We start from the raw sequence: 14,195 nt of genomic DNA, 5'->3' as shown, positions 1-14,195 counted from the left end.
ATAGGAATGCGGCGGGTACGCGACTCCATCCGGCGGCAACGACCGCGCTCACGACCAGGGGAATGCCCGTGAAGAAGATCATGCTTGTAGCCGCGCTGGCGGCCATTGCCGCCTGTTCCGACCAGTCGGCCGCCCCCGACACCAACGCCACGCCCGAAGCGACGCCCACTACGGAGGCGATGACGCTCGCCGCCGACGGGAAGCCGTCGACCGGCAGTTTCGAGGTGACGATGGCTGACGGCAACAAGATCACTGTCGATGTGAAGCCAGACGGGACCTATTCTGCGGTCGGCCCGGATGGCGCTGTGGCCGACACCGGAAAGTGGGTGCAGCGGTCACCCGAGTTCTATTGTGAGACCTCGGATAAAGAGGGCTCAGTCCAGAAGTGCTATACTGAAAAGGTCGACGAAAACGGGGTCTACACCTCGACCGACCCGGACACCGGTGACGTCGCCACGGTTGTCCGCCTCGAAGGCTGAACCGGATACGCCCTCCGGTGGCGAACCGCGCCGCCGGAGGGTCTAGAGCTTCTCGCCGGTATCGAGCTTCGTCAGGCTGCGAAAGCCGCCGCCGTGCTTGCCGTCGCGCAAGGGGGCAATCTCTACCGAGACCCGGTCGCCGGGCTGAAGCGAAGTGCGCGTCCAGCCTTGCCGCCGGAGGTTGCTCGGGCTGGTCAGTTCGACCGCCCAGAGCTTATCGGGGTCGGTGGAACCGTCGACCTGGACGAAAATCGCCGAGTGCGGATTGACCCAACGGAACTCCTTGACCGTGCCGGTCAGCGTGACCGGGCGGCCGGAATCGAACATCGCGAAACTATGATGGGCCGGGGCCGGGGCTGCCGGGAGCAGCGCCGCGGCGGCGCAGAGGATCGCGGCGGAGGCGGCTAGGCGGTTACGGGGCATGGCGGCACTCCTGTCATGAACCCGGCGGCAGCAGGTTTCCGTCGTCGGAACTGGTGGTCGGCACGTAGATCGCGTTGCCGTATTCGTCGGTGTCCTCGTGGAAATCGCCCTGGCGGCAGACGCCTTCCTGGATTTCGTCGATGCGGTCGCGCGACCGGTTGTAGATGCGGCGCGTCTTCCACGGGCGGGTTAGCAGCTCGGGCGCGGTGATTTCCATGTCGACCGCCATGGTATCGGGCGCGATCAGGTGGATCCGCTCGCTGACGGTCATGCCGCCGTTGCTGGGAATGCCGACCGCTTCGCTAACCGCGAGATAGGTTTGCGGCAGGATGGCGGTGGTTTCGACCATCAGCGCGTCACCTTCCCAATGCCCGACCGAATAGCCGTCGAAGCTGGGATCGGGATCCTCGGGCATGGAGCGCCCGTCGGTGTGGATGCGGCGCAAGCGGTTGCCGTCGACTTCGCCGAGCACCGTCACGCGTCCCGGGGTGACGAGGAACTCGATCGCGTTGTGGGTAATCAGCATCAGCGAGGGCATGCCGTGAGGCAGGCAATCGACCAGCAGGCCGCGCGGCCGGCCGGCGTCTTCCTCGGCGAACCAGTGATCGACCTGCTTCTGCACATCGGGCTTCCACGGCGGCGAATCCGGGCCCTGTTCCTGCCGCTTCTGGTCGCCGATGTCGGGAAGCCAGGTGCCGCTGAAATCGGGCAGGTCGGCGATGGCTGCCCATTGCGCGGCGGTGGGCGCAGGCACGATCTCGTTGTCCTGCGCCTGCACGCAGGCCGGACCGGCAAGCAAAGCCAATCCGATCGAAAACAGTGCCCAACCCCTACGCATTGGGCGAGGCTAGCACGGAACTCGTGAAATCAGAAAGCGGCACGTAGCCGGGAAGCTGATTGCCTTCGTCCCTCGCCGGAGCCGCCAGAGACCCGTCAGAGGAACGGCTCGTATCCCGGAGGCAGGTCGCCCTCGGGAGTGGCTTCGGGCACGCCGTGGATGCCGCATTCGGTCTTGTCCCAACCGCGCCAGCGGCCAGCGCGGGCGTCCTCGCCCGGCAGGACCTTGCTGGTGCATGGCGAGCAGCCGACCGAGAGGAACCCTTCGGCCTCGAGCGGATGACGGGGCAGGTCGTGCTCCTCGAACCAGGCGTCGAGGTCGCCCTTGACCCAGTCGCCGAGCGGATTGAGCTTGAGCCGGCCGTCCTCGACCTCGAAGCGCGGCAGGTTCTCGCGGGTCACCGACTGAAACGCCTTGCGGCCCGAAATCCAGCTGTCGAGGCCGCGCTTGGCGCGGGCCAGCGGCTCGACCTTGCGGATCGCGCAGCAGCCGTCGGGGTCATAGGACCAGCGCAGGCCGTTCTCGTCCTTCGCGGCGAGGACCGCCGGGTCGGGGGTGACGACCGAACTGTTGGTCAGGCCGAGATGCTCGACCAGTGTGTCGCGGTAGGCCAGCGTTTCGGGGAACATCTTCAACGTATCGACGAAGATCACCGGGGTAGCGGGATCGGCCTTCGCGACGAGATGGAGCAGCACCGCGCTTTCGGTCCCGAACGAGGAGACCACCGCCACGCGACCGAGCAGGCCCTCGGCCAGCACCTCGCGCAGCATCGTCGCCGCGTCGACGCCGGCGAAGCGGGCGTTGAGCGCGTCGGCGTCGGCCTGGGTAAAGGCCGGTCCGGTTTCGATGCGGTCGATGGTTCTTTCCTTCGGGCGGCTAGCCATGCCGTTTCGCCCAGATCGGCGCGCGGTCGTCGGCCGCGGCCTGGTAGACTTCCGGCCAGGTGGTGAAGGCGCGCTGCGCGTCGCCCTCGTCGAGCGCACGGTCCGGCTGGAAGCTGTCGAAGCCGCAGCGGCGCATGATGGCGAGCTGGTCGATGAGGACATCGCCCACCGCGCGCAGTTCGCCGGTGTAGCCGGCCTCGCGCAGGATGCGTGCCGAGGAATAGCCGCGGCCGTCCATGAAGCCAGGGAAGTTGACCTCGACAAGCCGCAACTGCTCGATGTGTGGCAGGATCGCGCGGGCGTCGTCGCCCGGCTCGATGCGCACCGCGCTGGCGTTCGACTGGTCGAGGAAGGCATCGACCGTCACCGCAGCGTGGTCGACCGGTTCGTCGTCGCGGAAGCGGAACTGGACCGCGTCGGGGCCCGGAGTTGCGAGATCAGCCATAGAGCGCCTCCTTGAACGGTTCCATGCCGATCCGGCGGTATGTGTCGAGGAAGCGCTCGCCCTCCTGGCGTTCGCGCAGGTAGACATCGGCGGCGGTTTCAACCGCGTTGACGATGCCGTCCTCGTCGAAGCCGGGGCCGGTGATCTTGCCGAGCGAGGTATCCGCCGCCTCGCTGCCGCCGAGCAGCAGCTGGTAGTTCTCGGTGCCCTTGCGGTCGACGCCGAGGATGCCGATGTGGCCGGCGTGGTGGTGCCCGCAGGCGTTGATGCAGCCGCTGATCTTCAGTTTGAGTTCCCCCAGCGTGTCGCCCTTGCCATTGGCGGCGAAGCGCTCGGAGATCTTCTGCGCCACCGGGATCGAGCGGGCGTTGGCGAGACTGCAATAGTCGAGCCCCGGGCAGGCGATGATATCGCCGATGCCGTCGAGGTTGGCGGTGCCGAGCCCCGCTTCGTCGAGCTGCTGCCAGACCGCGTAGAGGTCGGCCTTGCGGATGTGCGGCAGGACGATGTTCTGCGCATGGGTCACGCGCATTTCGTCGAAGCTGTAGAGTTCGGCGATCTGGGCCATCAGGTGCATCTGCTCGGCCGAGGCGTCGCCGGGAATGCCGCCGACCGGCTTGAGGCTGATCGTGGCGCTGATGTAGCCGGGCTGCTTGTGGGCATGGCAGTTGCGTTCGACCCACAGTGCGAAATCGGGGTCGGACAGGTCGAGCGTGTCGCTCGCGCCCGTCTCGAACGGCGGATCGGCGAAGTACGCACCGATGCGCTCGAGCTCGGCCAGAGGCGGTTCGATGCCCTGCGTCAGCAGGTGGGCGAATTCCTCCTCGACCTGGCGCGCGTATTCCTCGGCGCCGAGTTCGTGGACGAGGATCTTGATCCGCGCCTTGTACTTGTTGTCGCGCCGGCCGTGGCGGTTGTAGACCCTGAGGCAGGCCTCGGAATAGGTCACCAGCTGGTCAAGCGGCACGAACTCGCGGATGCACGGCGCGATCATCGGCGTGCGGCCCATGCCGCCGCCGACGTAGAACGCCGCGCCCACTTCGCCCGCGTCATTGCGCACGATACGGATGCCGATGTCGTGCAGGCGCATCGCCGCACGGTCGGTCTCGCTGGCGATCACCGCAATCTTGAACTTGCGCGGCAGGTGCAGGAATTCGGGGTGGAAGCTCGACCACTGACGCAACAGCTCGGCATAGGGGCGCGGGTCGACAAGCTCGTCGGCCGCGGCGCCGGCGTAATGGTCGGAGCTGATGTTGCGGATGCAGTTTCCGCTGGTCTGGATGGCATGCATCTCGACGCTGGCGAGCTCGGCGAGCAGGTCGGGCGTCTCTTCCAGCTTGATCCAGTTGTACTGGATGTTCTGCCGGGTGGTGAAATGCCCGTAACCGCGGTCGTACTTGTCGGCGATGTCGGCCAGCTTGTGCATCTGCCGCGCGTTGAGCGTGCCGTAGGGCACCGCGACGCGCAGCATGTAGGCGTGGAGCTGCAGGTAGAGCCCGTTCTGCAGCCGCAACGGCTTGAACTGGTCCTCGGTCAGCTTGCCTTCGAGGCGGCGGCGCACCTGGTCGCGGTATTCTGCGACGCGCGCATCGACCATCGCCTGGTCGTATTTGTCGTACTGGTACATCAGATCACCCAATCGCGGGATTCAGGGTCGGCGGGCTTGAGCGTCAGGTCCATCCGCACGGTCGGTCCGAGCGCGCGGATGCGGTCCTTGATGTGCGCTGGACGCACGCCGTCGGCGGTCTTGTCCGCCTCGATGACATAGGGAGCGTTGACGCGCCGCGCCGCTTCCTCGCGTGCGGCAATGGCTTCGCCCTGCTCGGCCACATCGACGGCGTCGTCAACGTAAAGCGACCAGTCGACGCCGGTCCACCAGGTGACCGCGCCGGTCTTGAGGTCGTTGCCGGTGACGATCTTCATTGCTGTGCCTCCGCGGCGAGACAGGCCAGCGCGGCATCTTCGCGAGCTGCCACTTCGCCGATCACGATCAATGCCGGGCTCCGCACCTTCGCGCGCTCGACGAGGTCGGCAAGGCCGGCGAGCGGCGCGCGCAGCACGCGCATCTGCGGGCGGCAGGCGTTCTCGATCACCGCCAGCGGCATGTCGGGGGCGAGGCCGTCAGCCATGAGCTTCTCGGAAATCTGCGGCGCGGTCTTCACGCCCATGTAGATGACCAGCGTGCGGCCCTTGCCGGCGAGCCCGGCCCAGTCCTGCTCCGACAGGCCCTTGCACTGCCCGGCGACGAAACTGACGACGCTGGCGGCGTCGCGGCGGGTCAGCGGGATCTGCGCCGCGGCGGCGGCGCCGTTGGCGGCGCTGATGCCAGGGACCACTTCGACAGGAACCCCGGCGGCGCGGCAGGCTTCGGCCTCTTCCCCGCCACGCCCGAAGACATAGGGATCGCCGCCCTTGAGCCGCACCACGTCGCGCCCGGCAAGCGCCTCGCGCACGAGCAGGTCGTTGATCGCGTCCTGCGGCAGGGTGTGGCGGGCGCGCTGCTTGGCGACCGAAACCAGCTCGGCATCCGGTGCGGCGAGGGCGAGGATGGCCGGATCGACCAGCCCGTCATGCACGATCAGCCGCGTGCTCGCGACGAGCCGCGCAGCGCGGACCGTGAGCAGGTCAGGATCGCCGGGGCCTGCGCCCACGAGAAATACGGTACCGACATTTTCCATGGCGCCAAAATGCGGTCGGACGGGCCAAGTCGCCAGCGAGAATGCGTTGCCAGCCGACTAGGCGTTCTTTCAGCAGCTCTTGCAGATGTACGGGGCGGTTCAGCCGTCCTTCGGCTGGTCCATCCGCTGGGCGATCGCGGCGACAAGCTGCTGGAATTGCGCGTTGTCGCGCAGGTTGATGTCGCGCTGCGGGAAGGGGATCTCGATGTCGTTTTCCTGGAACAGGTCCCACAGTTTCATAAGCACTTCGGAGCGGACATTGCCCACGCCTTCCTCCGGATCGACGATCCAGCAGTGGATGATGAAGTTGACCGAACTCTCGCCGTATTCCTTCAGCCAGACGCTTGGTTCCGGCTTCTTGAGGACCCGCTTGGATGCGGCGGCGGCCTCCAGCATCAGCGCCTCGGCCTTGCGCAGGTCGCAGTGGTACCCCACTCCGACGGGCACCTGCATGCGCACCTGGCGGCTCGAATAGGACCAGTTCTCGACCTGGTTGATCATCAGGTTCTCGTTCGGGATCAGGTATTCGCGCTCGTCGCGGGTGGTGACCGAGACCGCTCGAATGCCGATCTTGCGGATCTGCCCGAAGGTCTCGTTGCCGGCCTGGTCGGCGATGGCGATGACGTCGCCTGGCTTGATCGAACGGTCCATCAGCAGGATGATCCCGGCGATCAGGTTACCGAAGGTCTTCTGCAGGCCGAAGCCGATGGCGAGGCCGAAGGCGCCGGAGAACACGGTCAGCGCGGTCAGGTCGATGCCGAGGACGTCGATGCCGATGAGGATCGCCATGGCCCAGACGGCGATGCTGACCAGCTTCTCACCGAGCAGCCGCTGCGACGGGTCGAGGCGATGGAAGCGGGCAAAGGACTTCTTCGCCATCCACGTGCCGATGCGCGCCGCGATGAGCACGCCGACCACGACCATCATGACGACCAGCACGCTCCATACCGAAAATCGCGTTTCGGCCACGGTGAAGCCGATCGCGTCGAGCTGCTGGACGATGTCGCCCACCGTGCCGTTGTGCTGTGAAACGGTGTCCTTGAGGGTTTCCGCGCCCTGCAGCACGTCGGTTCCGGTCGGTGCCGGCGTGGGCGCTGCTCCGATCACGCGGCATCCATCGCGGCAAACGCCTTGTCGAGATCGCCCATCAGATCCTCCGCAGCCTCCAGTCCTATCGATAGGCGAATGCCGAGGCGGTCCTCAACCCCCCATCCGGCGGGCGGCCAGGCGCTGGCGGTGCGCACACGCCCGGCATCGAAGGGCACGACGAGGCTTTCGAACCCGCCCCACGAATAACCGATGCCGAACAGGTCGAGCGCATCGACGAAGCGCGCCCGCGCGGCCGCATCGCGACCCTTGAGGACGAAACTGAACAGCCCGCAGCCTCCGGTGAAGTCGCGACGCCACAGCTCGTGGCCGGGGGCGCCGGGCAGCATCGGGCACAGCACGTGCGCCACCTCGTCGCGCCCGGCGAGCCACTCGGCGAGCCGCAGCGCCGTGGCGGTGGAGCGATCGAGCCGCACGCCCATCGTGCGCAGGCCCCGCAGCGCCAGCGCTGCATCGTCGGGCGAGACCACGGTTCCGAGCGCCTGCGCCTTGATGCGCAGCTTGCGGTAATGCGAGCCCGCCGCCGCGGCCGAGCCCATCATCAGGTCCGAATGGCCGCCGACATGCTTGGTCAGGCTCATGATCGATATGTCGCAGCCGTGCCCGAGCGCCGCGAACCCGAGCGGCGAGGCCCAGGTGTTGTCGAGCAGGCTGACCGCGCCCTTCTCGCGGGCGATGGCTGCCAGCGCCGGAATGTCGCAGACCTCCATCGTCAGGCTGCCGGGGCTTTCGAGCAACACCGCCGCGGTGCGCTCGCAGAATGCAGCCGGGAAGCCTTCGCGGTCGAGCGGGTCGAAGAAGCGCACCTCGACGCCGAGGTCGGCAAGCAGGCTCTTGGCCATGACCCGGCTCGGTTCGTAGGCGTTGTCGGTCATCAGCAGGACGTCGCCGCTCTTGAGCACCGCGAGCAGTGCCCCGGCGATGGCGGCGACGCCGCTGGGATAGAGCACGGTGCCTTCCGCGCCCGGTTCGAGCTCGGTCAGCGCCTCCGCCAGCGACCACTGCGTCGGCGACCCGCGCCGCCCGTAGTAGAAGTGCCCGTCCTCGTTGGGCCGGCCTTTGGCAAGATCGGCGCTGTCTTCGTAGAGATGCGTGCTCGCCCGCCAGACCGGCGGATTGACCACCGATCCGGTCCATTCCTTGCGCCGCCCTGCCTCGACGAGGCGGGTTGCGGGACGGTGCTTTGGATCGTCGGGAGCGCTCAAGCCGCCGGCCCCAGTTCCTTGGGCGTGCCCGGGTCGGCGGCCCATTCGCTCCAGCTGCCGTCGTAGAGCGCGACGTCGCCCTTGCCGAGCCGGTCGAGGGCGAAGAGCAGCACGCAGGCGGTCACGCCGCCGCCGCAGGTGGTGACGATCGGCTTGGCGAGGTCGACGCCCGCGTGGGCGAAGGCGCGTCGCAGGTCCTTGTCGTCGGCCATGGTCCCGTCGGGATAGAGCAGGAGGTCGAACGGCAGGTTGCGCGAGCCGGGAATGTGCCCGCTGGCCACGCCCGGGCGGAAGTCCTCGACCTCGCCGGTGAAGCGCCCGCGGCCGCGCGCATCGACGACCTGTTCGGCCTTGCGCCCGAGGTTGGCGAGCATTTCCGCCTTCATGCGGACCGTGCCCGGACCCGGTGCGGGTTCGAAGGTGCCGGGAGAGAGATCGGGCATCCCGCTTTCCACCGCGCGCCCTTCGGAGCGCCACTTGCCGAGGCCGCCGTCGAGGATCGCCACCTCCGCGCCGTGGAGGCGGGCGATGAACCAGGCGCGCGCCGAGGTCTTCACTGCGCTGTCGTCGTAAACCACGAGCCGGTCGCCGGTGTTCACGCCCAGCGCCGCCATGCGCGCGGCGAACTGCGTCGCAGTCGGAACGGCAGAGGGGACCGCGCTCTCCGGATCGACCAGCGTCGGCAGGTCGAGAAAACGGGCGCCGGGAATATGCGCGGCTTCGAACTCGGCACGCGGGTCGCGCCCGGCATCGGGCAGGTGTGCCGAGGCGTCGAGCACGACGAGGCCGGGTTCGCCGAGGTGCTCGGCCAGCCATGCGGTAGAGACGAGGCTATCCATGCCCCGTGGGTAGGAAATGCGCGTGCTGGCGTCCAGCTAGAAGGCTCGCCCGCCCAGTCCTTCGACCGAGCGCAGGCCGAGGTCGAGCCGGAACGGCTGGATCGCCCCGCTCGCCGCCGGCTCGCCCACCGCGACGGTGAAGCAGCGCGGCGCTTCGCCGTCGGAGGAGGCGCGGAAGCGCGCCAGCGGGACGAAGATGACCGCCGCGCCCTGCCGGATCGGGACGACGCTCGCCAGCGCTACCCGCAGGTCGCCCTTGAGTTCGATCGTCTCGCCCGGCGCGAGCGCGGCGACGCGGTGCTTTTCGGGCAGGACGGTGTCGGGACCGGCCAGCAGCTCCTCGCGCGGCAGCGAGGCGTGGGCACCGACCAGGTCGCCCGAGACGGCAAGGTTCGTAAAGGGTGCGGTGCCGCGGTTGGTCAGCTCGAGACGGTAGGCCAGCGTCATGTTCATCACGGTCTGGGTCAGCTTGACCGGCTGGATCAGGATGTGCAGCGGATGTTCGGCGGCGTTTCCTGCGGGCTCAGGCTCGGCGATCGGCTGGGGCTGGACGGGCGCCGCGAACGTCGGTTCCGGCAGGTCGCCGGTCGCCGGTTCAGCCGGCTTTGCAGGAACACGCGGCTTTTCGATTTCGGGGACGATCAGCACCGTCCCGCGCGGCCCGCGGGGACGCCGGAGCCACAGCGCGATGCCGCCGCCGAGCACGAGCAGGGCGGCCAGCGCCCCGATCCATCCCCACGGCAGGCCGTCGCCGGTCTCGTCGGCTTCGACAGGGGCGGGAGCCGGAGTGGCGCTCGTCGTAGGCGTGAACGCCGGAACCGGCCGAGCCTCGACGCCACTCTCGGTCGTCGGCGATGGGGTCGGGGAGGGTGTCGCAGAAGGTGTTACGGGGGTCGGAGCGCGACCGAGCTGTGCGGCCCGGCTCGGCGTTGCCTGCGGCGTCGGTGTGGGCGAAGGCTGTGCCGGCAACTGCTGGATCACGGGGGCCGAGGTCGCTCCGGTGGTCGGGGCCGGGCGGATCGTGGGCGTCGGGCGCGGCGCCGGGGTCGGTGTGGGCGATGGCCTCTGGACCGGTAGCGGGAGGTCGGGATCGAGCGGCCCTTCGGCCCGCGACGTGGGTGTCGGCGTGGGGCCGGTGGGGAGGCGGAAATCGCTCACCGAGGCGTTCGCCGGAACGGCGGTCAGCGCGGCGATGCCGGCAAGGAGTAAGGCGTGTCTGGTCATGGGCTGTGCGATTGCCCGCGAAGAGGCGGGGCGCCGTGAATAGCCCCTGAATTTCGCGCGTCAACGCGCGCCCGCTTGAACTCGTCGCCGCGAAGCGTCATCAGGTGTGGCATGACCGACACAGACGTCACCGGAGCCCCGCTCCACCTCGGCCGCCAGAGCGCTCTGCCCGCATCGCCGGACGAGGCGCAACTCGACTACGTTCCCAATCCGCGCAAGGGCTCGCTCTACTGCGTCCGCTTCGCCGCGCCCGAGTTCACCAGCCTGTGCCCGGTCACCGGCCAACCCGACTTCGCCCACCTCGTCATCGACTACGCGCCCGGCGAGACCATCGTCGAAAGCAAGAGCCTCAAGCTGTTTCTCGGCTCCTTTCGCAACCACGCCGGGTTCCACGAGGACGTCACAGTCGGCATCGGCCAGCGCCTCGCCGACGAGATGAAGCCGAAATGGCTCCGCATCGGCGGCTACTGGTACCCCCGCGGCGGCATCCCGATTGACGTGTTTTGGCAGAGCGGTCCTTTGCCGGAGGGGCTGTGGGTGCCGCACCAAGGGGTCGCGGGGTATCGCGGGCGGGGCTGAGGGACACGCCCTGATAGCTGCCACCCCTCTTTTGGCGGACGTTTTATTTGAAGAAGTTCAACAACCCGCCATCGACCAAGAGTTCGTCCGGCAAACCGTCAGGCGTGAATGCTGCCGTCACCGGGTCCTCATGGGACAACTTGAACACCAGCTTTCCATTCTCAATTGTAACCGTGGAGAAATCCGACCTGTATTGTCCCACGTAGCGGCCATCTTCCATGAAGATGATCCGGTGGCCGCCGTGAACCGCACATTCGGGGCAAATAGGTCCGAGCCGATAGTGATAGGAATAGATTGTGAAAGTATGCTCCTGAGTTCGTACCTTGCCGATGTACGAATTTCAGCAGGAAGAGTGGCTCACTCCTTGCCAGATTGCATATGAGTTAAGAATGAGCGTTCAGCATTGCCGCCGACTCGTCAATCGAGCACTCAAATCCGGGCATTTCGGCTTTGAGCGCAAGTGTGGCAGGCTATTTGCCAAGTTGAAGGCATTGCGAGATTTCCGCGACACCTAGTTGATTGGTTGACGCGGCGCACTTCTCATTGCCTCTTGTCGAAATAACGATGCTAACACTCGGCTCGCGAACCCGAGAGAGAGATGGAGTAACGAATGGCGACCGCGAAATCCGCGCTTTTCCTTCGCCTTTTCAATAAGGTCTGACGGCGGCTCGGGCCTCCATTTTCATCCGGTTTCAGATCACCATCAGGTCGTGGGCGTAGATCACTTCGCCGTCGAAGTGCTTGCGCGCCGCGGCGATCCACATTCCGTCGGTGACACCGGGCACGAGCGAGACGGTGTGCGCCAGCACCAACGTCTTGACCCCGGCCTCGGCGGCGATACGTCCCGCATCCTCGGCCTTGGTGTGCGAACCGAGCACGTGGTCGAGCAGCTTCTGTGCGTCGCCGGCGATCGCCGATCCCGATTCGCCCGAATCGACCCGCGCATCGCCGTTGCCGCTGCGGTTCGCGGTGACATTGTCGTCGGTGTAGATCGCCTCGTGCACCAGCACGTCGGCGCCGCGCGCCAGTTCGACCATGGCCGGGACAGGGGTGGTATCGCCGGAGAAGGCGATCGAGCGGTCGGGCGTGTCGAAGCGATAGCCAAGGGCGGGCACTACGGGCGGGTGATTGACCACGGTGCAGGTCACCTTGACCGTGCCATCGTCCATGACGTCCTGCGGCCTGCTCAGTTCGGTCACGTCGATCGGGCCGAGCGGCGGGTGGCCGATATCGTCGAGCCAGATGTCGATGTCCGGCTTGAGCGCTGCGAGGTACGACTGGGTCATCGCCTTGACCGGCGGTGGTCCGTAGATGCCGAGCGGCTTCACCAGCCCCGCATACCAGGCGAAGTAGATCAGCGTGCCGAGCTCGATGTTGTGGTCGGGATGGTGGTGGGTAATGAACAGGTCGCGCAGGTCCTGCGGACGCAGCCCGGCGCGGACCAGCTGCTCGGTCGCGCCATAACCGCAGTCGACCATGTAGAGCGCGTCGCCGACGGTCACCGCGTAGCTCGTCTGGTATTGCCCACCGCCGACGCTGGGCCCGGCGCGCGAGCCGAGGATATGGAGCTTCGTTGTTCCCCCTGCCGCAGCGCCAGCGGCCCATGGCACCACTGCCCCGGCGGCAAGAGCGCCGCCTCCGCGGAGCAGCCCACGGCGGTTTACCTTCCATTGCTTGGTCATTCGCGGTTCCTCTCAAGTGCGAACCGAGTTCTCGACGCGAACAAAGCGACACGAACCGTTGCGGGCAAGCGCAAACGCAGATAAGGGGCCGCCGAACGCCGCTTTAGCTCAGTTGGTAGAGCACCTCATTCGTAATGAGGGGGTCACTGGTTCGAGTCCAGTAAGCGGCACCATTCTATTATCAATGACTTACGGCCGATTTTCGCGGCGCGTTCTCCTGCGTCCGAAATGCGCTAGCAATCACATAGCTATCACCAAGCGCAAATTCCGGTTCGTGTTTAATGCATCCTTTGCGCTTTGGCTCTGCACGAATTAACGCCACGACTGGCGACGCCCGCCCCACTTGCGAGCAAGGTGTTCGTTGACGAGTCGCGGGCCGATTGACCGCCCATTCCGAGTCACCACCGCCTGGGTTCGCCCGTAGCGATCTGCGCCAGAGCGGCGCAGGGCGAACGGGCCAGCGTTGAGTAAGACAAGCAGCATGTCCCGCGCCCGAGCCGCAAGCTGGCGCTCGTAAGGGCACCGGCCCTCAATCTCCGGCGCGTCTATGTCGGCAACGCGGACCTTTTCGCCCGCGATCCAAAACGCGTCCCCATCAACCACGCAGTTGTCACGGGGACCGGGCTTGCAGAGCGTAAGGTTAAGAGCGGCGAGCAGCACCGGGCGATGCTACCCCGAGGACAATAGGGACACTAGGGCCAATAGGTCCGCTTTCGCGATTGCCGATCTAAAAGCCGACTTTCCGCTAGCGACCCCATTGCGGACATTTGCCTCGAGCTGAAAACATTGGAGATTTGGAGCACCTAGCCGCCCATGCTAAGGTTCGCAGCAGCGTCTTTGGGGGCAAGATTATGACTGGGCTGCTTTCGCGCTTCGGGGCATTAATCTTTCTTGGCTTTTTCCTAGTTGCGATCTGGGGTTTCTGGCCGACATATTTTTCCGGCCCATTTCATATGACCCAGGCCAGGCAGCAGTTTCCGCTCTACTATGTCCATGCGATTTCGATGACGCTCTGGTTCTGTCTGCTTGTCGTTCAACCGCTGTTGATACGAAAGGGCTATAGATCCCTGCACCGGCAGATCGGCAGGATAACGCCGCTCTTTGTGGCTTTCATCCTCACCGTCATGGTCCTTCTGATCCGGCAGCAGTTGATATTCATGGTCGGGCCGGATCAAGCCGTCCCGGAAGAACAGGTCGCGATGATTCCCCCCTTCCTGTTCATTTCCCTGGCCAGTGCCGCGCTCTTTGGAGCTTTCTTCACACTGGCACTCATCCACCGGAAACGGACTGCACTCCACGCACGCTATATACTATGCACGGTGTTCCCCATCATCACTGCAGCGACAGATCGCATCATCAACCGCACGGCTCCCACGGAGGCGACTTTCCCGGTCCTCGTCGGTTCATGGCTATTGTTGGACATTGTCTTGCTGACACTTGGGTTATGGGAACGCCGCAAGCTGGGAAGGCACAACCCATTCCTCATCGCCGCAGGACTTATGTTTGCCATGCAGGTATCGATGTTCACCTTGGCGCAGACGAGGCCTTGGCGGTCATTCTTCAACTGGTTTGTAAGCTAAATATCGGGCTCGAAGAAGAAATCACTTTCCCCCCTTAGCTGCCAAGTGGGAAACGACCCAAAGCGGACGCTTTCGAAACAGCTCAACCTACATAGTTCGGCCGCGATGGAACGTCATGCTAGCTTCTATACGTTCGAAGCAAATTGGAAGGTGCCGGCCGTCACGTGGCTTTGTGTATTGGAAGGATCAGGGAAAGGAGACTCACAATGAATAAGCGCGATTTCCTGAAGCT

Annotated in this window: 18 protein-coding genes and 1 tRNA gene; 5 read left to right on the top strand and 14 right to left on the bottom strand. The window is 65.9% G+C overall.

Features of this window, described 5'->3' with window-relative positions; all coding sequences use genetic code 11:
* Positions 1-68 precede the first annotated feature (68 nt).
* Positions 69-479 carry a hypothetical protein gene (locus GRI89_RS00435; protein ID WP_159791304.1) on the top strand — a complete coding sequence of 137 codons (411 nt, stop codon included), beginning with the start codon at positions 69-71 and terminating at the stop codon, positions 477-479.
* A 42-nt stretch (positions 480-521) separates the two neighbouring features.
* Here GRI89_RS00435 and GRI89_RS00430 read toward each other — a convergent pair whose 3' ends face one another.
* The 11 genes from GRI89_RS00430 to GRI89_RS00380 all read right to left on the bottom strand — a co-directional run bounded on the left by GRI89_RS00430 (position 522) and on the right by GRI89_RS00380 (position 10,122).
* Positions 522-902, bottom strand: coding sequence for a DUF6152 family protein (locus GRI89_RS00430; RefSeq protein ID WP_159791303.1), 381 nt, complete (start codon positions 900-902; stop codon positions 522-524).
* A 13-nt stretch (positions 903-915) separates the two neighbouring features.
* The gene (locus GRI89_RS00425; RefSeq protein ID WP_159791302.1) at positions 916-1,740 is read right to left on the bottom strand and encodes a hypothetical protein; all 825 of its coding nucleotides are present in this window, start codon (positions 1,738-1,740) and stop codon (positions 916-918) included.
* A 95-nt stretch (positions 1,741-1,835) separates the two neighbouring features.
* Positions 1,836-2,624: a phosphoadenylyl-sulfate reductase gene (locus GRI89_RS00420; RefSeq protein ID WP_159791301.1), complete on the bottom strand. Its 789-nt coding sequence runs from the start codon at positions 2,622-2,624 to the stop codon at positions 1,836-1,838.
* The gene (locus tag GRI89_RS00415; protein ID WP_159791300.1) at positions 2,617-3,069 is read right to left on the bottom strand and encodes a DUF934 domain-containing protein; all 453 of its coding nucleotides are present in this window, start codon (positions 3,067-3,069) and stop codon (positions 2,617-2,619) included. The genes GRI89_RS00420 and GRI89_RS00415 overlap by 8 nt, the downstream gene beginning before the upstream one ends.
* Positions 3,062-4,696 carry a nitrite/sulfite reductase gene (locus GRI89_RS00410; protein ID WP_159791436.1) on the bottom strand — a complete coding sequence of 545 codons (1,635 nt, stop codon included), beginning with the start codon at positions 4,694-4,696 and terminating at the stop codon, positions 3,062-3,064. The genes GRI89_RS00415 and GRI89_RS00410 overlap by 8 nt, the downstream gene beginning before the upstream one ends.
* A complete protein-coding gene (locus GRI89_RS00405; RefSeq protein WP_159791299.1) occupies positions 4,696-4,992 on the bottom strand; it encodes a DUF2849 domain-containing protein in 297 nt (98 codons plus the stop codon). The genes GRI89_RS00410 and GRI89_RS00405 overlap by 1 nt, the downstream gene beginning before the upstream one ends.
* Positions 4,989-5,747, bottom strand: a complete 759-nt coding sequence (cobA, locus tag GRI89_RS00400) for a uroporphyrinogen-III C-methyltransferase (protein WP_159791298.1) — start codon at positions 5,745-5,747, stop codon at positions 4,989-4,991. The genes GRI89_RS00405 and cobA overlap by 4 nt, the downstream gene beginning before the upstream one ends.
* 99 nt (positions 5,748-5,846) lie before the next feature.
* Positions 5,847-6,854: a mechanosensitive ion channel family protein gene (locus tag GRI89_RS00395; RefSeq protein ID WP_328598003.1), complete on the bottom strand. Its 1,008-nt coding sequence runs from the start codon at positions 6,852-6,854 to the stop codon at positions 5,847-5,849.
* Complete coding sequence (metC, locus tag GRI89_RS00390; RefSeq protein WP_159791297.1) at positions 6,851-8,104, bottom strand: cystathionine beta-lyase; 1,254 nt, start codon at positions 8,102-8,104, stop codon at positions 6,851-6,853. The genes GRI89_RS00395 and metC overlap by 4 nt, the downstream gene beginning before the upstream one ends.
* The gene (locus GRI89_RS00385) at positions 8,056-8,898 is read right to left on the bottom strand and encodes a sulfurtransferase (protein WP_159791296.1); all 843 of its coding nucleotides are present in this window, start codon (positions 8,896-8,898) and stop codon (positions 8,056-8,058) included. The genes metC and GRI89_RS00385 overlap by 49 nt, the downstream gene beginning before the upstream one ends.
* A 36-nt stretch (positions 8,899-8,934) precedes the next feature.
* Entirely contained in the window at positions 8,935-10,122 is a 1,188-nt protein-coding gene (locus GRI89_RS00380; protein WP_159791295.1) for a hypothetical protein, read from the bottom strand.
* Positions 10,123-10,233: 111 nt separating this feature from the next.
* On the opposite strand from GRI89_RS00380, the gene queF reads away from it, so the two are divergent.
* On the top strand, positions 10,234-10,701 hold the full coding sequence (gene queF / locus GRI89_RS00375) for a preQ(1) synthase (RefSeq protein ID WP_159791294.1): 468 nt from the start codon (positions 10,234-10,236) through the stop codon (positions 10,699-10,701).
* A 43-nt stretch (positions 10,702-10,744) separates the two neighbouring features.
* Here queF and GRI89_RS00370 read toward each other — a convergent pair whose 3' ends face one another.
* Positions 10,745-10,921 (bottom strand): hypothetical protein, encoded by a 177-nt coding sequence (locus tag GRI89_RS00370; protein WP_159791293.1) that lies wholly within the window; start codon positions 10,919-10,921, stop codon positions 10,745-10,747.
* A 109-nt stretch (positions 10,922-11,030) separates the two neighbouring features.
* Between GRI89_RS00370 and GRI89_RS17880 the strand changes: the two genes are divergently transcribed.
* A complete protein-coding gene (locus GRI89_RS17880; protein WP_235912601.1) occupies positions 11,031-11,216 on the top strand; it encodes a hypothetical protein in 186 nt (61 codons plus the stop codon).
* Positions 11,217-11,393: 177 nt separating this feature from the next.
* Here GRI89_RS17880 and GRI89_RS00365 read toward each other — a convergent pair whose 3' ends face one another.
* A complete protein-coding gene (locus GRI89_RS00365) occupies positions 11,394-12,383 on the bottom strand; it encodes an MBL fold metallo-hydrolase (RefSeq protein ID WP_159791292.1) in 990 nt (329 codons plus the stop codon).
* Positions 12,384-12,480: 97 nt separating this feature from the next.
* Here GRI89_RS00365 and GRI89_RS00360 point away from each other — a divergent pair.
* A tRNA-Thr gene (locus GRI89_RS00360) sits at positions 12,481-12,556 on the top strand.
* 139 nt (positions 12,557-12,695) lie between these two features.
* Here GRI89_RS00360 and GRI89_RS00355 read toward each other — a convergent pair.
* Complete coding sequence (locus GRI89_RS00355; RefSeq protein ID WP_328598016.1) at positions 12,696-12,986, bottom strand: thermonuclease family protein; 291 nt, start codon at positions 12,984-12,986, stop codon at positions 12,696-12,698.
* A 248-nt stretch (positions 12,987-13,234) separates the two neighbouring features.
* On the opposite strand from GRI89_RS00355, the gene GRI89_RS00350 reads away from it, so the two are divergent.
* Positions 13,235-13,963, top strand: a complete 729-nt coding sequence (locus tag GRI89_RS00350; RefSeq protein WP_159791291.1) for a hypothetical protein — start codon at positions 13,235-13,237, stop codon at positions 13,961-13,963.
* Positions 13,964-14,195: the final 232 nt, after the last annotated feature.

Source organism: Croceibacterium salegens, from assembly GCF_009827435.1.
In the GTDB taxonomy this organism is placed as follows: domain Bacteria; phylum Pseudomonadota; class Alphaproteobacteria; order Sphingomonadales; family Sphingomonadaceae; genus Croceibacterium_B; species Croceibacterium_B salegens.
The sequence above is the reverse complement of the archived record's forward strand: the minus strand, read 5'-3'. Positions and strand labels throughout refer to the sequence as shown.